Here is a 22,203-nt window from a genome sequence, read left to right on the forward strand (position 1 = left end):
GTTACAGGCGCTTGTGTAAGGCGTCGGCGGCGGCGACCAGGTCTGCTGCCCAGCGTGCGCCTGGTCGCCTGCCCATGCGATCGATCGGGCCCGATACCGACACCGCGGCGATCACGGTGCCTCCCGCGTCGCGCACGGGCGCGGAGACGCTTGCCACGCCGCTCGCGCGTTCGGCGGCGCTCTGCGCCCAGCCGCGGCGGCGCACCTCGGCGAGGGCGCGCTCGCCGAAGACCGCGTCGGCCAGGATCATGCGCTGTAGCTCGGGGTCGGCCCAGGCGAGCAGCACCTTGGCCGCGGATCCCGCGGTGAGCGGCAGTCGGGCCCCGATGGGGACGGTGTCGCGTAAACCGACATTGGGCTCCAGGGCGGCCACGCAGACCCGTGCGTGGCCATCGCGGCAGTAGATCTGGACGCTCTCGCCGGTGATCTCGCGTAACCGCGGCAGGATGACCGCCGCGGCCTCGTTCAGCGGGTCGGTGGCGCCGGCGGCGAGCTCCGCGAGCGCTGGTCCCGGCCGCCACAGGCCGTTGTTGTCGCGGGCGAGCAGGCGGTGCACTTCGAGGCCGACGGCCAGCCGGTGGGCGGTGGCGCGCGGTAGGCCGGTGCGGGTGCACAGCTCGTTGAGACCACAGGGTTGCTCCGCGACGGCGTAGAGCACTGACACCGCTTTGTCGAGGACGCCGATACCGCTATGCTGTCTCATAGAACGATACTAGCGTCTCGGATGTTGAGATCGCCAATGTTGAGGAATCGACGTGGACGGCTCATTCCATTCCCTGACGCCGTTATCCACAAACCTGTGCAGCCGGCCCTCGCGCACTCAGCCCAGATCGCGCGGATCGGATGCTCGTCGGAAAGGGTGATCGAGAATGGCCGAACGCGCACTGACGCTGGCCGAGAAGGTGTGGGAGCAGCACGTCGTCGCTCGTGGGGAGGGTGAAGGGGCCTCGCGTGAGCCGGATCTGATCTACATCGATTTGCACCTCGTGCACGAGGTGACCAGCCCGCAGGCCTTCGACGGGCTCCGCGCCGCGGGCCGCAAGGTCCGCCGACCCGACCTGACCATCGCCACTGAGGACCACAACGTCCCGACTATTGATATCGATCGGCCGATTGCCGACCCGATTTCGCGGACCCAGGTCGAAACACTGCGGCGCAATTGTGCGGAATTCGGTGTGCGGCTGCACCCGATGGGCGATCTCGACCAGGGCATCGTGCATGTGGTCGGGCCGCAGCTCGGCCTCACACAGCCTGGTACGACGGTGGTGTGCGGCGATAGCCACACCTCCACCCACGGCGCGTTCGGCGCGTTGGCGATGGGTATCGGCACCAGCGAGGTCGAACATGTCCTTGCCACCCAGACACTCTCGCTGCGCCCGTTCAAGACGATGGCGATCACGGTGGACGGCCGATTGCCGGACGGTGTCACGAGCAAAGACCTGATTTTGGCGGTTATCGCCCAGATCGGTACCGGCGGCGGTCAGGGCTATGTGCTCGAGTACCGCGGTGAGGCAATCCGCGCCATGTCGATGGAGGCGCGAATGACGATCTGCAACATGTCCATCGAAGCGGGTGCACGAGCGGGCATGATCGCGCCGGACGAGACAACCTATGAATTCCTCAAAGGTCGCCCACACGCGCCGCAGGGGGACGACTGGGAGGCCGCAGTGGCCGCCTGGGAGGCGCTGAAGACCGACGAGGGCGCGATTTTCGACTCCGAGGTGCATATCGACGCCGGCACGCTGACGCCGTTCGTCACCTGGGGCACCAACCCGGGACAGGGTGCGCCGCTGGGCGACACCGTGCCCGACCCGGCGCAGATTGCCGATGAGACCACGCGTGAGTCGGCAGAGAAAGCGCTGCGGTACATGGATTTGGAGCCCGGCACTCGGCTTCGTGATGTGGCGGTGGACACCGTATTCGTCGGATCGTGCACCAACGGACGTATCGAGGATTTGCGTGCGGTGGCGGGGATTTTGAAGGGACGCCACGTTGCCGATGGCGTGCGAATGTTGGTTGTACCGGGCTCGATGCGGGTTCGAGCGCAGGCGGAAAAAGAAGGACTCGGCGAGATTTTCACGGCGGCGGGTGCCGAATGGCGGCAAGCGGGTTGCTCTATGTGCTTGGGAATGAATCCCGATCAGCTGGAGCCGGGGCAGCGCTGCGCATCGACCTCGAACAGGAACTTCGAGGGCAGGCAGGGCAAAGGCGGCCGTACGCACCTTGTTTCCCCGCTCGTAGCGGCCGCGACGGCGGTCAGGGGCACCCTCTCCTCGCCGGCGGATCTGAACTGACCTGCCGCCGGAGAGATCCCGCTGCGGCGAGGATCAATCTCGCCGCAGGCGCTCGGATCAATCTCGTTGCCCGCCCAAATCGCCTACCGACCCAGGAGAATCAGTTATGGAAGCCTTCACTGTGCACAAGGGGATCGGAGTGCCGTTGCGCCGATCCAATGTCGACACCGATCAGATCATTCCCGCGGTGTACCTGAAGCGTGTGACCCGCACCGGATTCGAGGACGGACTGTTCGCCGCATGGCGATCGGATCCGAACTTCATTCTGAACATCGAGCCATACAAGCGGGGCAGTGTGCTGGTGGCGGGTCCGGATTTCGGCACCGGATCCTCACGTGAGCACGCCGTATGGGCGCTGTCGGACTACGGCTTTCGGGTAGTCATCTCATCCCGCTTCGCCGACATCTTCCGTGGTAATGCGGGTAAGGGTGGTGTTCTTGCCGCGCAGATGTCACAGAACGATGTCGAAATGCTCTGGAAGTTGATCGAGGAACAGCCCGGTCTCGAATTGGTTGTAGACCTCCAAGCGCGCACGGTGACGGCCGGAACCGTCGTGTTGCCGTTCGATATTGATGACTACACGCGGTGGCGTCTGCTGGAAGGATTGGACGACATCGGGCTCACGTTGCGGCGTAACGATGCCATCGACGAGTTCGAAAAGACAAGGCCAACTTGGAAACCCGCCACCCTGCCGGCACGTATTTCGCAAGCGTAATCACCCTGCGTAGATAGCTGTGCACCCCTAGGGGCGGTAGCTGGACGTGTGCTAAACCACATGAATTTTGGCGTGGCACATAGACTCTTGCCCATTGTGGGTTTACCGTGGTACCTAGTCGGTCCGACGACGGGCCATTAGTCTGCGGAGGATTCAATGAACAAGGCGGAACTGATCGACGTTCTGACCGAAAAGTTGGGTACGGACAGGCGCACGGCCACCGCGGCAGTCGAGCACGTGGTCGACACCATCGTGCGCGCGGTGCACAAAGGTCAGAGCGTCACAATCACTGGATTCGGTGTGTTCGAACAGCGTAAGCGTGCGGCTCGTGTGGCGCGGAACCCGCGCACCGGCGAAACTGTCAAGGTGAAGCCCACTTCGGTGCCTGCGTTCCGTCCTGGCGCTCAGTTCAAGGCCGTTATTGCGGGTAAGCAGAAGCTGACCGCGAGCGGCCCCGCCGTCAAGCGCGGCGCGAATGCGCCGGTGGCGGCGAAGAAGGCGGCCGCCAAGAAGACCGCGGCGAAGAAGGCGGCGGCCAAGAAGGCTACCGCTACCAAGGCACCCGCCAAGACCACGGCGAAGAAGGCAGCCAAGAAGGCCCCGGCAAAGACCACCGCCCGCAAGACTGCGGTCAAGGCGCCCGCCAAGAAGACGGCGGCCAAGGCCGCGGCTGTCAAGAAGGCTCCGGCGAAGAAGGCTCCGGCCAAGAAGGTGACGGCCGCTAAGAAGACCACCGCGGCCAAGAAGACCACGGCTGCAAAGAAGGCGCCCGCCAAGAAGTCTGCGGCGAAGAAGGCTCCGGCCCGTCGGGCTCGCTGACGCCACGGTTCCATCGAAACGGCCCCGGGTCATCCCGGGGCCGTTTCGGTGTGTCAGGACCGCGCAGTGGGTGTCAGGACCGTGCAGTGGGTGTCAGGACTTCACGATGGCATCCGACAGCGAGCGGTCGAGATGGTCTGCGGCGACGAGCCGTCCGCCCGCGAAGGACAGCACCCACGCGCTGCCCTTGCGATTACGGGCCGACGGCAGGGTAATGCCGTCCCGGTCGGCCCACCAATTCAGTAGATCGGGAATCACCTTGCCCTGACTGCACAACACCCGCACCGCGTGATCGGAGACGAGTTCGCGGGCGCGCTCGCGGGCGGCGTCGGGTGCTGCGGCATAACCGGATTCGGAGAACAGCGGCTCGATGGCGATTTCCGCACCGATTTTCTCCGCTAGTGGCGCCACCGTCTGAACGCAGCGCACCGGTGGGGCCGAATAGACCTCGGATGCGCCGAATGCCAGCAGATTCGGCACCAGCGACTGAGCCTGGCCCTGTCCGGCCCGCTCCAGCGGCCGCTGGTCGTCCAGGCCGTGGAACCGGTCCCTGCTGCCCGCCTTCGCGTGCCGCACCAGCAGCAGCGTGCTGCCGGCCGCCGGTAGCCGGGCGAACGCGCGCAGCACCTGCCGATCCATGGGATAGGACAGTTGTTCCATCACGCGGTCGAGCGAGTACCACGTCAGCAGGTCGACCTCGGAATTGGCGGCGAATGCGCCGCCCGACACTTCGGCCGACCAATAATCGACGCGCTTGAGTTTGCGATGCCCGGGTATGGGATAGGTGACGTGCCCGAGGTAGCGGCCGAGTCGGCAGTCGAGCCCGGTTTCCTCCCGCACCTCGCGCACCGCGGCGAGGACCGGTGTCTCACCCGGGTCGAGTTTGCCCTTCGGCAGGGACCAGTCCTGGTACTTGGGGCGGTGCACGACGGCGATCTCGACGGCGCCGGAACCCCCCGGCGCCCTTCGCCACAGCACCGCGCCCGCGGCGTGAATGTTGGCTGTTACTCGGGGATCCCAGAACGGTCCCCCGTCCATCTCGTATCCCGTGGCATCACTCACGGCTGGTCTGGTCTCCGCAGTCGCATCAGGAACTCTTGGTGGTCTCTCACTTGTTCGCCGTTTTCCCCCGCCCGCCGCGGCCTGGCATGCCAACTGCCATCGGCTTGGAGCACCCAGCACCGCGTCATCGGATGCAGCGCGGAGTCGAACACCACGCCCATCTGCTCGGTGATCCGTGGATCCTTCACCTGGGCCATCACTTCGACGCGACGATCGAGGTTGCGATGCATCATATCGGCGCTGCCGATCCAGTATTGGTCCTGGGCCTGGAAGTGCATGATCCGCGAATGCTCGAGGAAACGGCCGAGAATCGAGCGAACCTCGATATTGTCACTCATCCCGGGAACACCGGGTCGCAGACCACAGATGCCGCGCACCACGATCTGCACCGGCACGCCTGCTTGTGACGCGCGGTAGAGCGCATCGATGACTTGTTCGTCGACGATCGCATTGGCCTTCAACCGAATTCGCGCCGGAATGCCTTCTTGCGCCAGCTCGGTTTCGCGCTGGATCCGCTCGATGATCCCGGCCCGAACTCCCTGCGGTGCAACAAGTAGGTTGCGGTAGTTGGCCTTTCGCGAGTAACCGGTCAGCGAATTGAAGAGATCGGTCAGATCCGCGCCGATTTCCGGTGCGGCAGTGAGCAATCCGACGTCCTCGTACAGGCGTGCGGTCTTCGGATTGTAATTTCCGGTGCCGATATGGCAATAGCGGCGGATGGTCGCACCCTCACGCCGCACCACCAGACACGTCTTGCAGTGCGTCTTGAGACCGATCAGGCCGTACACCACATGCACGCCGGCCTGCTCGAGCGCCCGCGCCCATTTGATGTTGGCCTGCTCGTCGAAGCGAGCCTTGATCTCGACCAGTGCGACGACCTGCTTGCCCGCTTCCGCGGCGTCGATGAGCGCATTCACGATCGGAGAGTCACCGGAGGTGCGGTAGAGGGTCTGCTTGATCGCGAGTACCTGCGGGTCGGCGGCGGCTTGCTCGATAAAGCGCTGCACGCTGGTGGAGAACGAGTCATAGGGGTGGTGTACCAGCACATCGCCCTCGCGCAGCGCCGCGAACACATTGCGCGGGGTCTCGCGCTCACCGAAAGCGGTCGGGGTGGCAGGCACGTACGGCGCGTCTTTGAGGTTGGGCCGGTCGACGCCATAGACCTGCCACAGACACGACAGATCGAGCAGGCCGGGCACCTGGATGACATCGCCTGCGTCGACCTCGAGCTCACGCAGCAGCAGATCGAGCATGTGCTCGGTCATGTCGTCGGAGACCTCGAGTCGCACCGGCGAGCCGAAGCGCCGCCGCGCGAGTTCGCGTTCCAACGCCTGCAGGAGATCCTCGTCGCGGTCCTCGTCGACCTCGAAATCCGCGTTGCGGGTGATGCGGAACGCGTGGTGCTCGACCACCTTCATACCGGGGAACAGCAGATCCAGATGTGCCGCGATGAGCTTCTCCATCGGCAGGAATGCCGCGATGAGGGAGCCGGAATCGCTGCGCCGTACCCGGACGAACCGATCGACGTTGTCGGGCACCTTGACCCTGGCGAAATGTTCCCCGCCAGTGGCGGAATCTCGCACCGTCACCGCGAGGTTCAGGCTCAGCCCGCTGATGTAGGGGAACGGGTGCGCCGGGTCCACCGCGAGGGGGGTGAGCACGGGGAAGACTTGTTCTTGGAAGTGGCTCGAGAGGCGCTGACGCTCATCGTCGTCGAGGTCGGTCCAGTCGATGATGGCGATGCCCTCGGCGGTGAGGGAGGGCAGGACGGAGTTCAGGAAGACGCGGGCGTGCCGGTCGGCGATCTCCTGGGCCCGTGCGGCGATCATCTCCAATTGCTCGGAGGGCGAGCGGCCGTCCGCCGAGCGCACCGATAGCCCGGTCTCGGCGCGGCGCTTGAGGCCCGCGACGCGGACCATATAGAACTCGTCGAGATTCGAGGCGAAGATCGCCAGGAATTTCGCCCGCTCCAGCAAAGGCAGCGACTCGTCTTCGGCAAGGGCGAGCACCCTGGCGTTGAAGTCGAGCCAACTCAGCTCGCGATTCAGGTAGCGATCACGTGGCAACCGCTCGGCCGTCGAGTCCTCCGACGGAGGTGTCGCGGCGGGCGGCGGTGTGGGCAGCAGTTGCTGCTGCTTGACGGTTTCCGTATCACTCATGCCCGCGCCTCGCTGGCGCTCGGCTCTGACATGCGCGATGCGCGCTGATAGATGGTTCGCTCGCTTCGCTCACTCACGCACACGATCATCCCCTACAAAACCAACCGTGTGCAGCCGGACACCGTGATTGATATGAGCATCACCCCGTTGTGGCGATCATCTAGCACACGTGTCGGACCTGCTCGTGAACGTGACCAGGCCAGCCGATGTCGCACAGGACCGCCCGGGTCGTGTCACCGGCTCCGAGATCGACGGCGAGATCGAGATCGTCGGCGGTGTCGACGTCCAGCCGCAGCCCCGGCCACTCGCCGCCGAGAGCGACTGCGCCCGCGGCGATGTGCCTGCGGGCGGAGTCGGGTCCGAAGCGCGGGTCGAGCACGGTGGTGGCGGCGCGGACCAGTAGTGCCGCGGTGCCGGTGCCCGCGTGGTCGACGACGATCGAGCGCACGTCCTGCGGCGCGGTCGCCAGCATGTCCGACAGTTCCTCCGGGCGTAAGGCGGGCAGGTCCGCCTGCAAGGCCAGGAGATCGATCGGTCCGTGCCGATGCCGCAGCGCGCTCGCGGCGTCGGTCAGCGCGGTGTTCAGGCCGTCCGGATCGGCGGGATCGATCGCATCCCGGTGTGGCTCGGGATGCACGGTGGCGCCGAGGGTCCGTGCCAGGTCGGCGACTGTGGGATCAGGGGTGACGACCGTGACCGAGACGACCTGTGCCGTGGCCGCGGCCGCGGTCACGGTGTCGGCGAGCATAGCGAGCACCAACCGCGCCCGATGCTCCGGGCGCAGCCGATCGGACAGGCGGCTCTTGGCCCGGTCGAGGCTTTTCACCGCGATCACGGCGTGCACGGCGTGCGGACGCATGCGTCCAATCCTTCCATGGCATATTGGGCAGATGACGAGGGCGGCGGTGCTGGGCGCGGGATCATGGGGGACCGCGTTCGCGAAGGTGTTGGCGGAGGCGGGAACCGAGGTCACGATCTGGGCCAGGCGACCCGAGGTTGCGGAGGCGTTGGCGACCGATCATCGCAATCCGTTCTATCTGCCCGGCGTGCAACTGCCCGCCGTCGCGGCGACCGACGATCATGTGCGCGCGCTCGAAGGTGCCGAGATCATTGTGCTCGCCGTGCCGTCCCAATCCCTACGCGGAAATCTCGAGAAGTGGAACGACGCGATCGGCACAGCGGTGTCCGATCACGACGCCTCGTTGCTGAGCCTGGCCAAGGGCATCGAAACCGGCACGCTGTTGCGGGTGAGCCAGGTGATCGGTGAGGTGACCGGGGCCGAGGCGAGCCGGATCGCGGTGCTGTCGGGTCCGAATCTGGCCAAGGAGATCGCCGCGGGACAGCCTGCGGCCACCGTGATCGCCTGCACCGACGCCGCACGCGCGGTGGCGTTGCAACAGGCCTGCGCCACCGGATACTTCCGTCCCTATACCAACACCGATGTGATCGGCTGTGAGATCGGCGGCGCATCGAAGAACGTGATCGCGCTCGCCTGCGGCATCGCCTCCGGAATGGGATTGGGCGACAATTCGATCGCCAGCCTGATCACCCGTGGGCTTGCCGAGATCATCAGGCTCGGGGTGGCGCTCGGCGCCGAACCGGTCACCTTCGCCGGGCTTGCCGGTGTCGGCGACTTGGTCGCTACATGCACCTCGCCGTTGTCACGCAACCGGACTTTCGGGCATGTGCTCGGCGCGGGCGGGTCGATGGACGCCGCGCAGGAAGCAACACACGGGCAGGTCGCCGAGGGTGTGAAGTCGTGCACATCCATCCGTGCGCTCGCGGTGGCGCACGACGTCGAGATGCCGTTGACGAACGCAGTGCACCAGGTCTGCCACGAGGGCATTTCGGTCAGTGCGGCGGTGGGTACCCTGCTCGGCAGGCGGATCAAGCCGGAATAATTCCGAACACCGCGCTGACCTCGGTGGCCGCCGGGCAGACGGTGGCCGCGGCCGCGGTAACGGGTACGGTTCGGTGCATGACGAACCGGATCAGGGTTGCTGTGGTGTTCGGCGGGCGCAGTAACGAGCACGCCGTCTCGTGTGTGTCGGCCGGCAGTGTGCTGCGCAACCTGGATCCGGAACGGTACGAGGCGGTGCCGATCGGCATCACCACCGAAGGCAGCTGGGTGCTCGGCAGCTCCGATATCGCCGCCCTCGGCTTCAGCGGCAGCAACGCCCTGCCGTCGGTGGACAGCACCGGCACCGCGCTGACCTTGGCTGCCGACCCGAGCCGGTCCGGCGCACTGGTCGCGCTCGATGATCCCAGCGCCGCATTGGGTTCGGTCGATGTGGTGTTCCCGATCCTGCACGGCCCGTTCGGCGAGGACGGCACTCTGCAGGGCATGCTCGAGCTGACCGGCATCCCCTACGTCGGGCCCGGCGTGCTGGCCAGCGCGGCGGGCATGGACAAGGAATTCACCAAGAAACTGCTCGCCGCCGAGGGCCTGCCGATCGGCATCCAGGCGGTGCTGCGGCCAGGCACCGCCACAGTAAGCGAAGCGGACCGGGCACGACTCGGGCTGCCGGTGTTCGTCAAACCCGCGCGCGGCGGCTCCTCGATCGGCATTACGAAGGTCACCGACTGGAGCGAACTGGACGCCGCCATCGCGGCGGCACGCACGCACGATCCGAAGGTGATCGTGGAGGCAGGCATCGTGGGACGCGAAGTCGAGTGCGGCGTACTGGAATTCCCGGACGGCCGGATCGAGGCGAGCGTGGTGGCCGAGATCCGGATGCCCGACGCCGACGCCGACGCACCCGACTTCTACGACTTCGACACCAAATACCTCGACGACGTCTGCGAGTTCGACGTCCCCGCCAAGCTCGACGACGACGTCGCCGACAGCATCAGGGAACTCGCGGTTCAGGCTTTCCGCGCGCTGGACTGCCAGGGTCTGGCCCGCGTCGACTTCTTCGTCACCGCGGATGGTCCCGTGATCAACGAAATCAACACCATGCCCGGCTTCACCTCGATCTCCATGTACCCCCGCATGTGGGAAGCAACCGGAATCGACTATGCCTCGCTGGTTTCCACCCTGATCGAAACCGCACTGGTGCGAGGCACCGGCCTGCGATAGCCGCCCGCCCCGCTCTCGCAACCCGACCTCCGCCACCAGGGTGTGCAACGACCACCCGTGGTGGGCGGATGCCATCCGATCGGGTTGCCGCATGGGACCGACCAGGCGAGAGAACCGCGCGGCTCAGGTAGGGGCTGTGCTCAGTTCGGGAGCGGGCCAGGATCGATCGCCTCGGCCGGGAGATTGGCGGTGATGGCGTCCGAAACTCCTTGCAGCGGTGTCGGGCCCGAGCCGTCGGGGATGGTCACAGCGATGTAGGTCTCGCGGTCGACGGCGAACCAGGTGCTTGCCTTGCTTGCCGGGTCGCGGGCCTCGAACCATTGGACGCTGTTCACGATCTGCAGGGGCGAGGCGCGGTTGAATTCCAGCGGGCGGTCCAGGCCACACCGCAGCACGATCGGGTCGCCGCCGTCGTCGCGCTGCCAGGCGCGGGTGGCGGGCGGCGCGGGCTCCACTAGTTGCGACTTGGTGTAGTCGCCCAACTCGACGGGCAGCACGGGCAGCAGGGTGGTGCACGCGGTGCCGTCGGCGGCGGGTGCGGGGACCGGACCGAGCACCAGCGGTTCGCGCTCGGTCGGCGCATTGCGAGCCAGGACTGCCGCCACCAGGATGGCGACGATCAGCACAACTGGCAGTGCAACGGCGGTGGCGACGAGGGCGGGCGGGTAGGGCCGGGCGTCGCTGTCGCTGTCGCTGTCGCTGTCGTCGCTGGTGGCGCCCTTGCCGCCGTCAGTGGGGTCGCTCGCGATCCTCGATGCTGCGTCGGCTTCAACGCGGGCGGCAGTCTGCTCAGGTGTGCCCGCTGAGGCATCGGCGCTCGACGAGTCGGCCTCGGACGGTTCGAGCTGCGCAGGTTCGACCTGCGACCGGTCGGACTGCGAGGAGCCTGCCTTTGCTGGTCCATCGTGCGGGAAGTCGGTCTGCGAGGAGTCGGTCGGCGCAGGTTCAGCGTGCGGGGTGTCGGCTTGCGCCGGTTCGGTCTGCGCCGGTTCGGTCTGCGCCGGCTCGGCGTGCTGAGGCTCGGCCTGCGACGATCCGGTCTCCGACGAGTCTGCCTGCGACGATCCGGTCTCCGACGATCCGGTCTCCGACGAGTCTGCCTGCGACGATCCGGTCTCCGACGAGTCGGCCTGCGACGAATCGGTCTCCGACGAGTCCGCCTGCGACGAATCGGGCTTCGACGAATTCGCCGCCATGCTCACTGGTCCTTCCTAGTCGGGATCGCGCCGGTCGGCGTGCCGTGGGAAGGTGCGCCGCGGGTGCTACGCACCGGCCCAGTAGTACTCGATTGCCCTGGAAAGAGTACCGTCGTGGCGATTCCAGCCAGCAGCATGTCGGGAAGGGGCCGGTCATCAGCGAGAGCACGGGGCCCAAGACGGTGCGTGAGCTGGGGGAGTTCGCGCTGATCGAGCGGATCAACGCGGGCCGGGTGCAGACGCGTGCGGTGCTGCTCGGGCCCGGTGACGATGCCGCGCTGGTCGCGGCGCCGGACGGGCGGTTCGTGGTGACCACCGACATGCTGGTGCAGGGTCGGCATTTCCGACTCGATTGGTCGAGTCCACACGACATCGGTCGCAAGGCGATTGCCCAGAACGCTGCCGACGTGGTCGCGATGGGTGCGGTGCCGACCGCATTCGTAGTAGCGCTCGGCTGCCCGGCCGACACCGCGGTCGAGGTGATCGACGGATTGACCGACGGAATGTGGGCTGAGGCGGCCCGAGCCGGTGGCTCCATCGCGGGCGGCGACCTGGTCCTCAGCCCGGAGATCGTGCTCTCGGTGACCGCGTTCGGTGATCTGCGCGGTCGCGCCCCTATCACCAGAGCCGGTGCTCGCGTAGGGGATACGGTCGCGGTGACCGGTCGTCTCGGCTGGTCGGCGGCCGGCCTCGCTGTACTGACCGCCACAGTCGATCCGACCATCGAGAATTTTGCCGATGTGCTTGCCGCGCACCGGGTTCCGCAGCCGCCGTATGCCGCGGTGCTGGACGCGCTGTCGGACTCCGTCGGTGGGCACAACGCGGGCGACAGCGGACCCGATGCGCAACCCGAGGACGGGGTGCTCGGGTCGCACCACCCACCGCCGCAGTCTCGTGGCGCGGCGGTATCCGGGTCGGGCGTTATCGGATCTACCGGGCACCGCACCGCGACCGCGCCGAATGCGCTCACCGATGTGTCGGACGGATTGCTCGCCGACCTGGGACACATTGCCACGGCATCCAGGGTCGCCATCGATCTGCACTCTGCCGCATTGCGGGACGCTGCGCTCGAGGGCGTCGCCCGACAGCTGGATGCCGATGCGGCGCAATGGATTCTGACCGGCGGCGAAGACCACGCCTTCGTCGCCACCTGGCCGCAGGAGCGGTTCCTGCCCGCAGGCTGGGTGCCGATCGGCCGGGTGCTGGCAGGTCACGGCGTTACCGTCGACGGCGCCTCGCGGCCGGGTGCGGGAGGCTGGGAATCGTTCAGCGGGGCGGACTCTGCATCCGACGCCACGACCGGATAGGTTGTCCGGTCATGGGCGCGAAACCATTGACGGAAATCATGGATCCGGGTTGGGCGCAGGCTCTCGGACCGGTGGAGGAACAGATCTCCGCTATGGGCGAATTCCTGCGTGCCGAGAACGCTGCGGGGCGTGGCTATCTACCGGCGGGCGAGAACGTGCTGCGCGCCTTCCAGCGTCCGTTCGACGCAGTGCGGGTGCTCGTCGTCGGCCAGGACCCCTACCCGACCCCCGGGCACGCGATGGGGCTGAGTTTCTCTGTCGCGCCTGATGTTTCGCCGGTGCCGCGCAGCCTGGCCAATATCTTTTCCGAGTACACCAAGGACCTCGGTCACCCGACGCCGTCCTGCGGTGACCTGAGTCCCTGGTCGGATCAGGGTGTGCTGATGTTGAACCGAGTGCTGACGGTGTCGCCGGGCCAGCCCGCTTCCCATCGCGGCAAGGGCTGGGAGGCGGTGACCGAGCAGGCGATCCGCGCCCTGGTTGCGCGCGACGAGCCGCTGGTCGCGATTCTGTGGGGTAAGGACGCCTCGACGCTGAAGCCGACGTTGGCCGAGGCCGAGGTGCCCTACATCGAGTCCGCACATCCTTCTCCGCTGTCCGCGTCTCGCGGATTCTTCGGTTCCCGCCCGTTTTCCCGAGTGAACGAACTGCTCGACGAACTGGGCGCCGAACCGGTGGACTGGCGCCTGCCCTGATTGCGGGCGCTGACGAAAAACAAGTGAGGAGCTCTTTTATGCAGATCAGAACCGTCCGCGGCGCATTGCGCAGCACTATCGCCACCCTGGCCCTCTGTGCGGCTTTGGCAGGCGGGACCGCGGCGGCGAGTGCGGCGCCATTGGCGCTCGAGCCGGCGGCGGCCGTGGACACCTCGGTGGCGCCCGTCGGTGAGGAAATGACCTCTACCGGCTCTTCCACCATCTCCTCCTCGGTGAACGCCACGGTCGTGTGCATGCTCCAGCGCACATTGAGCGCGTCGGGCAAGTGGGACTGCTGAGGTCCTGTTCACCGGGGCCCGATTAATCCCTCGGGTCAGCTGTGCGATCCTCGGATCGTGAGTAATGCGAACAATCTCCTCGATCCGGTCCGGCTGCGGCTGCACGGGTCGGGTGGAATCGAGCTGGCCGCCGACCGGTTCGGTCCGGTCGACGGTCCGCTCGTCCTGTTCCTCCACGGTGGTGGTCAGACCAGGCACTCGTGGAAGCAGACGGGCGCGAAGCTGGCCGCCGCCGGGATGCGGGTCGTCACTCTGGACGCGCGCGGCCACGGCGACAGCCAGTGGGCGCCCCAGGGCGATTACCGGCGCGAAACGATGGTCGCCGACCTGGTTTCGGTGCTGGAGCAGTTGGGCGCCCCGGCCGTCGTCGTGGGGGCGAGTATGGGCGGGATCACCGGACTGTTGACGACCGCGGTCCCCGACGGCGCGGCGATCAGCGCGCTCGTGCTCGTCGATATCGTCACCCGCCCCGAGCATGACGGGGTCGCGCGAGTGATCGACTTCCTCGGCAAGCACCGTGACGGTTTCGACACCGTCGAGCAGGCGTCCGACGCGGTCGCCGAGTACATGCCGCACCGTCCGCGGCCCAAGAATTCCGCCGGGCTGCTCCGGAATCTGCGTGAGCGTGACGGCCGCTGGTACTGGCACTGGGATCCGGACATGCTGAAGGACCGCGTCGAGGACGTGACGGACATGACCGAACAGATGGAATCCGCCGCCCGCGCACTGACCATCCCGGTCCTGCTGGTGCGCGGCATGCAGTCCGATGTGGTCAGTGCCGAGGGCGCGGCCACATTTCAGGAATTGGTGCCACACGCCGAGCTGGTCGAGATCGGCGGGGCGGCGCACACGGCTGCCGGAGACGACAACGATGCCTTCACCGACGCCGTCGCGAAATTCGTCTTGGCGTCCAGGCCGTAGGTCCCGGCGTCAGACGTAGTTGGGCTTGCGCTTCTCGACGAACGCGTCGACTCCTTCCCGACCGGCGGGGCCGTTGGCGGCCGCGGTGATGGCATCGCGTTCGTAGTCGAGCTGCTCGTTCAGTGTTGCCGAAGACGATTGCACCAGAAGTGATTTGATGCTCGCATAGGTCGATCGAGGTCCGTTGGAGAGACTGCGGGCCAGGTTCAGCGCCGCGGCGCGCACGTCGTCGTCGGCAACCAGGCGACTGAGAATGCCGAGGCGCACGGCCGCTTCGGCGTCGAGAACCGCATCGGTGAGCAGGATTTCGCGAGCCCGTCCCGCGCCGACGATGCGCGGCAGCGTCCACGACATACCGCCGTCCGGGCTCAGTCCGATACCGGGGTAGGCCGGCCGCAGTGTGGTGCTCGGGCCGCCGAGCGCGATATCGGCGAGGCAGACCAGGCTCATCCCGGCGCCCGCCGCCCAGCCCTGGACGCCGGCGACCACCGGCACCACCGTCTCGTCGAGCGCGCGGACGAAATCGTGCAGATCCGTAGCGAGACCGTGGATATGCTCGGCGCGGTCCTCGGCCGCCGCGAAGCCACGCACATTGCCGCCCGCACAGAAATTCGCACCGGTCCCGGTCAACAGCACCGCGCCGACATCCGCACCGAGGGCCCGCAAGGCCGCTGTGCCCGCGGTGATGCCCGCGAAATCCATGGAGGTGCCATTGGCGGAGGTGGCGATGGTGATCTGCAGCACGCCGTCGACGGTGGTGACGTACTCGGTCTCGGTGGAGGAGGTCATGACTGCACACTATCGTGCGGAAAGCGGACCATCCGAACCTCGAACGAGGGGGTGAACGCTTCGACCCGGCGCGTACCGTCGAGTTCGAAGCCGTGCTTGCGGTAGAAGCTCTGCGCGCGCGGATTTTCCTCGAACACCCACAACGAGACCGGTGTCTGCGGATCGAGAACCGTGTGAATCAGCTCGTCCGCGACGCCGGTGCCGTACCACGGGGACCGGATATACAGCGCATTCAATTCGATTGCGGGCACCGGCGGCCGGTCGCGGGTCTGGCCCGCGCTGACGAAGCCGATCACCTCGTCGTCGACGAGCGCGACATGGGTATGTCCCGGGTAGGTGATCCGATTGCGTTCCCACTGTGCCGCGCGCCGTTCGACGTCGAAGGCGGCGAGCACGTGGGCGGGCACCAAGTGCTGGTAGGCCTCGCGCCAGCAGGCGATGTGACACTCGGCCAGGCTGCGAGTGTGTTCGGCGGTGAGCGGAACGATCTGCCACGGGGTCATGGTCACCATGGTCGTCGAACGGCCCTGTCATGACTACCTATCATGACTACGCCCCGGATCACCCAAAGGGGTGCCGGGGCGTCTGTCGGTACGGTACGGCTGAATCAGCCGCGGGAGACCTTGCCTGCCTTGAGGCAGGAGGTGCACACGTTCATGCGGCGGGTGTTACCCGGCGCAACCTGGGCGCGAACGGTCTGGATGTTCGGGTTCCAGCGACGGTTGGTACGCCGGTGCGAGTGCGAGACCGACTTCCCGAAGCCGGGGCCCTTGGCGCAGACGTCGCAGACGGCAGCCATAGTCGCGAACTCCTTCATGTCATGTGGGGACCGCTGCATTGCGGCAGCATGTCCGGAAACAATGTCAAATGCCTTGCCGACTGATGTCGGCCAGCGCAAACCGGCGACGGCCGCGCGAGGCAACCCTGCAAGATTAGCTGCCGGGCCCCCGATCCGCCAAACCGGGCGGCCGGAGCGCGCACGGCAACCACCGTCGGGCGCTGTCCAGTGTAGTGATTCGGTGTCCCGAATTCACTGTCGGTATCGCCCGCTAACCTGGCGTGCGGGTGGTGCGCGGTCACCCGGTTGCGGTGGCCGATCGCGGTGTCGACGTGGTGGAGAGAGGTGAAGGTGCCCGGAGTGCGGGACACGATGAGCGATGGCCGGACCTTCGTCCGCCCGAGCGCTCTGGACGGCACAGCGCTGCTGCGCTGGGGCCGGGTCTGCCTGGAGGGCCTGGAGCGGCGCCGTGAGGAGATCAACGCGCTCAATGTCTTTCCGATCGCCGATTCCGATACCGGCACCAACATGCTGGCAACCATGCGCGCGGCAATGCAGGCCGCCGATGCCGCGGTGGTTTCCGCACACTCCTATCGCGCGCCGGGAAGCGCGGTATCCGCCCACGACGTGGCCGCCGCGATGGCGCGTGGGGCGACGCTCGGGGCCCGGGGCAATTCCGGAATCATCCTGTCGCAGGTACTGCGCGGCATCGCGGAAGCGGTGCACGGCGGACCGCTCACGGGGCGCACGCTGCGCGAGGCTTTGGCGCGGGCCTCCGCCCTGGTGCGTGAGGGACTCAGTGTCCCGGTCGAGGGCACGATTCTCACCGTGCTGGATTGCGCGGCGGGTTGTGCCGCGGCCTGTTCGAATCCCGCTCTTGCCGAGGTGGCGGTGGCGGCGGCCGATGGAGCCGCCGAGGCGCTCGGCGCCACGCCCTCGCAACTCGGGGTGTTGCGCGAGGCGGGGGTGGTCGATGCCGGTGCACGCGGACTTGTGGTCCTGCTCGACAGTTTGGTCTCGGTCACGCTGGGGGAGACGCCTGCCAGGCCGGAGTACGTTCGCGGCGAAATCGGCGGTGTGTCCGGGGCGGCCGCGCCGGGCGTCACGGAGCCAGGGCCGCATTTCGAAGTGATGTACGTGCTCACCGAGACCGACGAGCGGCAGGTCGTCGGCTTGCGTGCGGCGTTGGCGGAGTTGGGGGACTCCGTCGTTGTGGTCGGTGACGGCGGTGGCTCGTGGTCGGCGCACGTGCACTGCGCGGATGCAGGCGCGGCAGTCGAGGCGGGCCTGGCCGCAGGCGCCTTGAGCGCTATCAGGATCGAAAGCTTTGCGATCACCGCGCAGGTCGGGCAGACGCATGCCGATCCTGCCACGGGCATCGACGGCGTCGCGCATGCTCTCGCACCAGCGGCCCACACTGGACTCGCCGCCGAGATCGCTGGACACTGTGGAGTCGCTCGAGCGGATGGGGTTGCTCGGGACGGCGGTGTTGCTCGGGACGACGGAGTTGCTCGGGGGGACGGCGCAGGTGTTCGCGACGGCGCAGTTGTTCGTGCCAATGTCGCTCGGCACGCCGCGATCGATGTGCGCGGCGGCCTGGTCGGACGCGGTGAGCCTGCGGACCGCGCGGTACTCGCCGTCGCGGCGGGAGCGGGAGCCGCCGCACTGTTCGAGGCCGCGGGCGCGGTGGTGCTCGGCGGTGACGGCCCCATCACCAGCGCCGCGCTGCTCGCCGCGATCCGGCGGCTGCCCAACCGTGAGGTGCTGGTGTTGCCCAACGGCGCACTGCCCGCACACGAATTGGTCGCCGTCGGCGTTGCGGCCCGTGACGCACACCGCGACGTGCTGCTGCTACCGAGCGGGTCCATGGTGCAGGGACTGGCGGCGCTGGCCGTGCACGATCGGGGCCGAATCGCGGTCGACGACGCCTTCGCGATGTCCGAGGCGGCCGCGGCCACCCGGTGGGGTTCGCTGCGCGCGGCTACCGGCCGTGCGCTCACCATGGTCGGCACCTGCGAATCCGGCGACGGGCTCGGGTTGGTCGGCCACGACGTGGTGGTGATCGATCGGGATGTGTCGACAGCGGGACTGACCCTGCTCGACCGGATGCTGGGTTTCGGCGGTGACCTGGTCACCCTGCTGATGGGCCGGTCGGCGCCTGCCGGGCTCGCCGACGAACTTGCCGCGCACATCGTCGAGGCCTTCCCCGGTATCGAGGTCACCGTGTATTCCGGTGGGCAGCAAGGAGATCTGGTGCAGATAGGGGTGGAATAGATCCATGGCGACATTGAGCGATCGGCTCGACCACCTGCTCGGTGTGAAGGCGGCCGAGCCACTGGCCGACGCGTTCGACATGCACACCGTCGAGGACCTGCTGCGGCACTACCCGCTGCGCTATGCGACCCAGGGCCAGCCCCTCACGCAGGAAGAGCCCGAGGAAGGCGCGCATATCACCGTCATCGGCCGGGTGACCAAAACCGAACTGCGGCCGATGAAGAACCGCAGGGGCAGACTGCTCAAAGTCGTCCTCGACACCGGCTCGGTGCGTCCGATCGAGATCACCTTCTTCAATGGCGACAAGGTGAGTTACCTTGTCCGCGAAGGAGTTCGGGCGATGATGTCGGGCACCGTGCATTGGTGGCGGCCGGACCGGTGGAACCTTTCGCATCCCGATTATCTGATCCTGCCGGAGAAGGAAGACAGCTCGGTCGAGAATCTGACCTCGGTGCGCGGCAGCGGTGCGCTGCGCGGTCTGGCGCAGAGCGCGAAAGGCGCTGGAGGCGTGGATGTCTCCTTCTTCGAGCGGGAGTACATTCCGGTATATCCCGCGACCGCGAAGGTGCAGAGCTGGGATCTGCTTGCCTGTGTGCGGCAGGTACTCGATCAGTTGGACCCGATCGACGATCCGCTGCCGACCGACCTGCGGGAAGATCGCGGGTTGCTGAAGGTGTCCGAAGCGCTCCGGCTGATCCATCTGCCCGAGAGCAAAACCGATATCGAGCAGGCAAGGGAGCGTTTGCGTTTCGACGAGGCGCTGGCATTGCAGCTGGTGCTTGCCGAACGTCGGCACGAGGTGGAGGGGCGCGCGGCGCGGCCGTGCCCACCGCGCTCGGACGGCATCGCCGCGGTCTTCGGCACCCGCCTGCCTTTCGAACTGACCGAAGGGCAGCGGCAGGTGATCTCGGAGATCTCCGCCGACCTCTCGCGTACCCACCCCATGCACCGTTTGCTCCAGGGTGAGGTGGGCTCGGGCAAGACGATCGTCGCGCTGCACGCGATGTTGCAGGTGGTCGATGCCGGCCAGCAGTGCGCACTGCTGGCGCCGACGGAAGTGCTTGCCGCACAACACTATCGGTCGTTGCGTGCGATGCTGGGCGACCTCGGCACCGCGGGCGAGCTCGGCGCGGCGGAGCAGGCCACCAAGGTCGTGCTCGTCACCGGTTCGATGTCGGCGGGCACAAAGAAGGCCGCGCTGCTCGACGCGGTCACCGGTGCGGCAGGCATTGTGATCGGCACCCATGCGTTGATCCAGGACGCGGTGGAGTTCTTCGATCTCGGCATGGTGGTGGTCGACGAACAGCACCGCTTCGGCGTCGAGCAGCGGGATGCTTTGCGCGCCAAGGCGAAAGCCGGATCCAGTCCGCACCTGCTGGTGATGACCGCGACGCCGATTCCGCGCACGATCGCGATGACCACTCTCGGTGACCTGGAGACCTCCACCCTCACCCAACTGCCGAGAGGACGCTCGCCGATCATCTCGAAGGTGGTGCCGCGCAAGCAGCATCCGAGCTGGGTCGATCGAGCCTGGGAACGGATCCTCGAAGAGGTCGCGGCCGGTCGGCAGGCCTATGTTGTCTGTTCCCGGATCGGTGACGACGAGGATGCCCGTGCGGGCAAGTCCCGCAACGGTCGGTCGAAATCCGGCGACGGTGACAAGCTCGAACCCGAGAAGGAGGGCCCGACGACGCAGGCCGCCGTCGACGTGTTCGATACGCTGCGCACCGGCCCACTGTCGGGCGTCCGCGTCGGTCTGCTGCACGGCAGGCTGCCATCGGATGAGAAAGACCAGGTGATGCGTGCTTTCAACGACGGCGACATCGATGTCCTCGTCTGCACCACCGTCGTCGAGGTCGGCGTGGACGTCCCGAATGCCACTGTGATGGTGATTCTCGATGCGGACCGATTCGGCGTCAGCCAACTGCACCAGCTGCGCGGCCGTATCGGCCGCGGCCAACACGCCGGTCTCTGTCTGCTCGTCACCGACGCCAACCCTGGCGGCACCGCCATGGCCCGGCTGAATGCGGTGTCGGCCACCACCGACGGCTTCGAACTCGCCGTCCTCGACCTACGTCAACGCCGCGAAGGTGACGTCCTCGGCGCCGCGCAATCCGGCACCGCCCGCTCCTTGCGGCTGCTCTCGCTGCTCGACGATCTCGAAGTCATCACCGCCGCACAGGATTTGGCCCGGAAAGTGGTGGCGGACGATCCGGGCTTGGCAAAGCACCCGGGCCTCGCGGGCATGATGCACGCCGCGGTCGATGGCGAGCGCATCGAGTACCTCGCCAAATCCTGATCGCACGACCCCGAGCGCACCGAAATCTCCATGCTCCGAAACGGTCTCGGCCGACGGTGTGGGCGCGCCGAGCCGTCAGCGCGTCGAGCGGGGATACGGGAGGTCGGTGCTGGTGTGCTCGGTGACCGCGAGGGGGCTGCCGATATTGGGAAACGCACGCTGGGGACAAGACGGGCGTTCACAGACCTTGCAGCCTGCGCCGATCGGCACCGCGGTAGCGGGGTCGTCGAGGTCGAGGCCGGTGGAGTACACCAGGCGGTCGGCGTATTCGATATCGCAGCCGAGCCCGATCGCGAAGTTCTTCGTGGATGTGCCGAATCCGTGCGGCGCGGTCGTGGTGGTGCGGGCGATCCACAGGTAGCGGCGCCCGTCGGGCATCGCGGAGATCTGCGTCAAGACGCGCCCCGGGCTGGCGAACGCCTCGTGCACCACCCACAGCGGACAGCTGCCGCCGACTCTGGAGAAGTGGAATGCGGTGGCGGACTGGCGTTTCGAGATATTGCCCGCGCGGTCGGTGCGGACAAGGAAGAACGGCACGCCGCGCTGACCCTGGCGCTGCAAAGTGCTCAGCCGGTGGCAGATCGTTTCGAAACCGACCTCGAACCGCAGGCTGAGCAGGTCGATATCGTAGTGCAGCTCCTCGGCCGAGCGCAGGAACCGGCCATAGGGCAGCACCACTGCGCCCGCGAAGTAGTTGGCGAGTCCGATGCGGGCGAGCGCGCGGGATTCGCCGGTGAGCGAGGGGGTTTCGGCCAGCACCGCGTCCAGCTCTTTCCCGAAGAGCAAGAATCCGAGCGTGGTCGCGATCTGGAAGGCCCGCTGCCCGGGTCGCAGCCGTCGAGCCAGTGTCAGTGTGCGGCTTTCCGGGTCGTAGTGCCGTTTCGGGATCGACGGGTCGGCACCGTCGCCGCGCACGAGAACCGTGACGCCCGCGCGCTCCTCGGCCACTCTGGCGAGTTGCCGATCGAGCGAGCCGATGGTCATGCCGCATTCCTCGAAGAGCTGTTCGGCGGCGTGATCGAGTTGCGGAATGTGATTGTGGTGGTCGTAGAAGAAGTCGCGCACATCCTCATAGGGCGTGGGCGTACCCGGCGTGCCGGTCGGCGCCGCCACCCGCGCCGAGAGCAGGTCGAGCTGGTCGTTCGCGGCGCGCAATCGCCGGTGCATCGAGACGACGATTCTGGCCACCTCGGGTAGCCGGGTCGCCAGTTCCTCCACCTCGGTCAGCGGCGCGCTGTCGCCGCCCGCGGCATCGACCAGCACTTCGTGCAGGTCGGAGACCAGCCGGGCGTCCGAGTCGGCGGCGAAGAACTGCACGTCGAGGTCGAAGGTGGAGTTGAGTTTCAGCAGTACCGGGATGGTGAGTGGTCGCTGGTCACGCTCGAGTTGGTTGAGGTAGCTGGGCGATAGATCCAGCGACTTCGCCAGAGCTGCCTGGGTCATCCGTCGTTCTTCGCGCAACCGCCGTAGTCGGGCGCCCGCGTACATCTTGCGCACGTGCAAGATCGTAGCGGTCG

At 67.1% G+C, this 22,203-nt stretch carries 20 protein-coding genes; 11 read left to right on the plus strand and 9 right to left on the minus strand.

Annotated features, from left to right (window positions below):
- Nucleotide 1: 1 nt before the first annotated feature.
- The gene (locus tag AB0M74_RS06955; protein ID WP_364902508.1) at nt 2–703 is read right to left on the minus strand and encodes an IclR family transcriptional regulator; all 702 of its coding nucleotides are present in this window, start codon (nt 701–703) and stop codon (nt 2–4) included.
- A 166-nt stretch (nt 704–869) separates the two neighbouring features.
- On the opposite strand from AB0M74_RS06955, the gene leuC reads away from it, so the two are divergent.
- The 3 genes from leuC (at nt 870) to AB0M74_RS06970 (ending at nt 3,828) form a co-directional block, all read left to right on the plus strand.
- Complete coding sequence (gene leuC, locus AB0M74_RS06960) at nt 870–2,294, plus strand: 3-isopropylmalate dehydratase large subunit (protein ID WP_364902510.1); 1,425 nt, start codon at nt 870–872, stop codon at nt 2,292–2,294.
- Nucleotides 2,295–2,400: 106 nt separating this feature from the next.
- Nucleotides 2,401–3,009, plus strand: coding sequence for a 3-isopropylmalate dehydratase small subunit (gene leuD, locus AB0M74_RS06965; protein WP_364902512.1), 609 nt, complete (start codon nt 2,401–2,403; stop codon nt 3,007–3,009).
- 156 nt (nt 3,010–3,165) lie between these two features.
- On the plus strand, nt 3,166–3,828 hold the full coding sequence (locus AB0M74_RS06970; RefSeq protein WP_364902515.1) for an HU family DNA-binding protein: 663 nt from the start codon (nt 3,166–3,168) through the stop codon (nt 3,826–3,828).
- A gap of 93 nt (nt 3,829–3,921) precedes the next feature.
- Here the strand turns inward: AB0M74_RS06970 and AB0M74_RS06975 are convergent, their stop codons facing one another.
- The 3 genes from AB0M74_RS06975 to cofC form a co-directional block, all read right to left on the minus strand.
- A complete protein-coding gene (locus tag AB0M74_RS06975; protein ID WP_364902717.1) occupies nt 3,922–4,866 on the minus strand; it encodes a bifunctional NUDIX hydrolase/histidine phosphatase family protein in 945 nt (314 codons plus the stop codon).
- A gap of 20 nt (nt 4,867–4,886) precedes the next feature.
- A complete protein-coding gene (locus tag AB0M74_RS06980) occupies nt 4,887–7,049 on the minus strand; it encodes an RNA degradosome polyphosphate kinase (RefSeq protein ID WP_364902518.1) in 2,163 nt (720 codons plus the stop codon).
- Nucleotides 7,050–7,209: 160 nt separating this feature from the next.
- Nucleotides 7,210–7,908, minus strand: coding sequence for a 2-phospho-L-lactate guanylyltransferase (gene cofC, locus AB0M74_RS06985; protein ID WP_364902520.1), 699 nt, complete (start codon nt 7,906–7,908; stop codon nt 7,210–7,212).
- 31 nt (nt 7,909–7,939) lie between these two features.
- On the opposite strand from cofC, the gene AB0M74_RS06990 reads away from it, so the two are divergent.
- Nucleotides 7,940–8,950 (plus strand): NAD(P)H-dependent glycerol-3-phosphate dehydrogenase, encoded by a 1,011-nt coding sequence (locus AB0M74_RS06990; RefSeq protein ID WP_364902523.1) that lies wholly within the window; start codon nt 7,940–7,942, stop codon nt 8,948–8,950.
- Between the two features lie 77 nt (nt 8,951–9,027).
- Nucleotides 9,028–10,128, plus strand: a complete 1,101-nt coding sequence (locus AB0M74_RS06995) for a D-alanine--D-alanine ligase family protein (protein WP_364902526.1) — start codon at nt 9,028–9,030, stop codon at nt 10,126–10,128.
- 140 nt (nt 10,129–10,268) lie between these two features.
- Here the strand turns inward: AB0M74_RS06995 and AB0M74_RS07000 are convergent, their stop codons facing one another.
- Nucleotides 10,269–11,324 (minus strand): DUF3515 family protein, encoded by a 1,056-nt coding sequence (locus AB0M74_RS07000; RefSeq protein WP_364902720.1) that lies wholly within the window; start codon nt 11,322–11,324, stop codon nt 10,269–10,271.
- 182 nt (nt 11,325–11,506) lie between these two features.
- Between AB0M74_RS07000 and thiL the strand changes: the two genes are divergently transcribed.
- From thiL to AB0M74_RS07020, 4 genes are read left to right on the plus strand one after another with little or no spacing between them, the layout of a single operon-like run.
- Nucleotides 11,507–12,631, plus strand: a complete 1,125-nt coding sequence (gene thiL / locus AB0M74_RS07005; protein ID WP_364902723.1) for a thiamine-phosphate kinase — start codon at nt 11,507–11,509, stop codon at nt 12,629–12,631.
- Between the two features lie 11 nt (nt 12,632–12,642).
- Nucleotides 12,643–13,326, plus strand: coding sequence for a uracil-DNA glycosylase (locus AB0M74_RS07010; protein ID WP_328404241.1), 684 nt, complete (start codon nt 12,643–12,645; stop codon nt 13,324–13,326).
- Between the two features lie 38 nt (nt 13,327–13,364).
- A complete protein-coding gene (locus AB0M74_RS07015; RefSeq protein ID WP_364902529.1) occupies nt 13,365–13,625 on the plus strand; it encodes a hypothetical protein in 261 nt (86 codons plus the stop codon).
- A 57-nt stretch (nt 13,626–13,682) separates the two neighbouring features.
- The gene (locus tag AB0M74_RS07020) at nt 13,683–14,546 is read left to right on the plus strand and encodes an alpha/beta fold hydrolase (RefSeq protein ID WP_364902532.1); all 864 of its coding nucleotides are present in this window, start codon (nt 13,683–13,685) and stop codon (nt 14,544–14,546) included.
- Nucleotides 14,547–14,555: 9 nt separating this feature from the next.
- On the opposite strand, the gene AB0M74_RS07025 is transcribed toward AB0M74_RS07020, so the two are convergent.
- From AB0M74_RS07025 to rpmB, 3 genes are all read right to left on the minus strand, one after another.
- Nucleotides 14,556–15,335: an enoyl-CoA hydratase-related protein gene (locus tag AB0M74_RS07025; protein WP_364902535.1), complete on the minus strand. Its 780-nt coding sequence runs from the start codon at nt 15,333–15,335 to the stop codon at nt 14,556–14,558.
- Nucleotides 15,332–15,838 (minus strand): GNAT family N-acetyltransferase, encoded by a 507-nt coding sequence (locus tag AB0M74_RS07030; protein ID WP_364902538.1) that lies wholly within the window; start codon nt 15,836–15,838, stop codon nt 15,332–15,334. The genes AB0M74_RS07025 and AB0M74_RS07030 overlap by 4 nt, the downstream gene beginning before the upstream one ends.
- A gap of 104 nt (nt 15,839–15,942) precedes the next feature.
- Complete coding sequence (rpmB, locus tag AB0M74_RS07035) at nt 15,943–16,134, minus strand: 50S ribosomal protein L28 (RefSeq protein ID WP_364902541.1); 192 nt, start codon at nt 16,132–16,134, stop codon at nt 15,943–15,945.
- 351 nt (nt 16,135–16,485) lie between these two features.
- On the opposite strand from rpmB, the gene AB0M74_RS07040 reads away from it, so the two are divergent.
- Both AB0M74_RS07040 and recG read left to right on the plus strand, forming a co-directional pair.
- The gene (locus AB0M74_RS07040) at nt 16,486–18,387 is read left to right on the plus strand and encodes a DAK2 domain-containing protein (RefSeq protein WP_364902726.1); all 1,902 of its coding nucleotides are present in this window, start codon (nt 16,486–16,488) and stop codon (nt 18,385–18,387) included.
- Between the two features lie 4 nt (nt 18,388–18,391).
- Nucleotides 18,392–20,686, plus strand: coding sequence for an ATP-dependent DNA helicase RecG (gene recG, locus AB0M74_RS07045; protein WP_364902544.1), 2,295 nt, complete (start codon nt 18,392–18,394; stop codon nt 20,684–20,686).
- A 75-nt stretch (nt 20,687–20,761) separates the two neighbouring features.
- Here the strand turns inward: recG and AB0M74_RS07050 are convergent, their stop codons facing one another.
- A complete protein-coding gene (locus tag AB0M74_RS07050; protein WP_364902547.1) occupies nt 20,762–22,183 on the minus strand; it encodes a short-chain fatty acyl-CoA regulator family protein in 1,422 nt (473 codons plus the stop codon).
- Nucleotides 22,184–22,203: the final 20 nt, after the last annotated feature.

Origin of the sequence: Nocardia sp. NPDC051463, assembly GCF_040681975.1 — a bacterium.
Taxonomy (GTDB): domain Bacteria; phylum Actinomycetota; class Actinomycetes; order Mycobacteriales; family Mycobacteriaceae; genus Nocardia.

Excerpts from the sequence above, each read along its gene's own strand:
- AB0M74_RS06955 (WP_364902508.1), bottom strand. The coding sequence starts at position 703 with ATGAGACAGCATAGCGGTATCGGCGTCCTCGACAAAGCGGTGTCAGTG.
- leuC (WP_364902510.1), top strand. The coding sequence starts at position 870 with ATGGCCGAACGCGCACTGACGCTGGCCGAGAAGGTGTGGGAGCAGCAC.
- leuD (WP_364902512.1), top strand. The coding sequence starts at position 2,401 with ATGGAAGCCTTCACTGTGCACAAGGGGATCGGAGTGCCGTTGCGCCGA.
- AB0M74_RS06970 (WP_364902515.1), top strand. The coding sequence starts at position 3,166 with ATGAACAAGGCGGAACTGATCGACGTTCTGACCGAAAAGTTGGGTACG.
- AB0M74_RS06975 (WP_364902717.1), bottom strand. The coding sequence starts at position 4,866 with ATGGACGGGGGACCGTTCTGGGATCCCCGAGTAACAGCCAACATTCAC.
- AB0M74_RS06980 (WP_364902518.1), bottom strand. The coding sequence starts at position 7,049 with ATGAGTGATACGGAAACCGTCAAGCAGCAGCAACTGCTGCCCACACCG.
- cofC (WP_364902520.1), bottom strand. The coding sequence starts at position 7,908 with ATGCGTCCGCACGCCGTGCACGCCGTGATCGCGGTGAAAAGCCTCGAC.
- AB0M74_RS06990 (WP_364902523.1), top strand. The coding sequence starts at position 7,940 with ATGACGAGGGCGGCGGTGCTGGGCGCGGGATCATGGGGGACCGCGTTC.
- AB0M74_RS06995 (WP_364902526.1), top strand. The coding sequence starts at position 9,028 with ATGACGAACCGGATCAGGGTTGCTGTGGTGTTCGGCGGGCGCAGTAAC.
- AB0M74_RS07000 (WP_364902720.1), bottom strand. The coding sequence starts at position 11,324 with ATGGCGGCGAATTCGTCGAAGCCCGATTCGTCGCAGGCGGACTCGTCG.
- AB0M74_RS07010 (WP_328404241.1), top strand. The coding sequence starts at position 12,643 with ATGGGCGCGAAACCATTGACGGAAATCATGGATCCGGGTTGGGCGCAG.
- AB0M74_RS07015 (WP_364902529.1), top strand. The coding sequence starts at position 13,365 with ATGCAGATCAGAACCGTCCGCGGCGCATTGCGCAGCACTATCGCCACC.
- AB0M74_RS07025 (WP_364902535.1), bottom strand. The coding sequence starts at position 15,335 with ATGACCTCCTCCACCGAGACCGAGTACGTCACCACCGTCGACGGCGTG.
- AB0M74_RS07030 (WP_364902538.1), bottom strand. The coding sequence starts at position 15,838 with ATGACCCCGTGGCAGATCGTTCCGCTCACCGCCGAACACACTCGCAGC.
- rpmB (WP_364902541.1), bottom strand. The coding sequence starts at position 16,134 with ATGGCTGCCGTCTGCGACGTCTGCGCCAAGGGCCCCGGCTTCGGGAAG.
- AB0M74_RS07040 (WP_364902726.1), top strand. The coding sequence starts at position 16,486 with ATGAGCGATGGCCGGACCTTCGTCCGCCCGAGCGCTCTGGACGGCACA.
- recG (WP_364902544.1), top strand. The coding sequence starts at position 18,392 with ATGGCGACATTGAGCGATCGGCTCGACCACCTGCTCGGTGTGAAGGCG.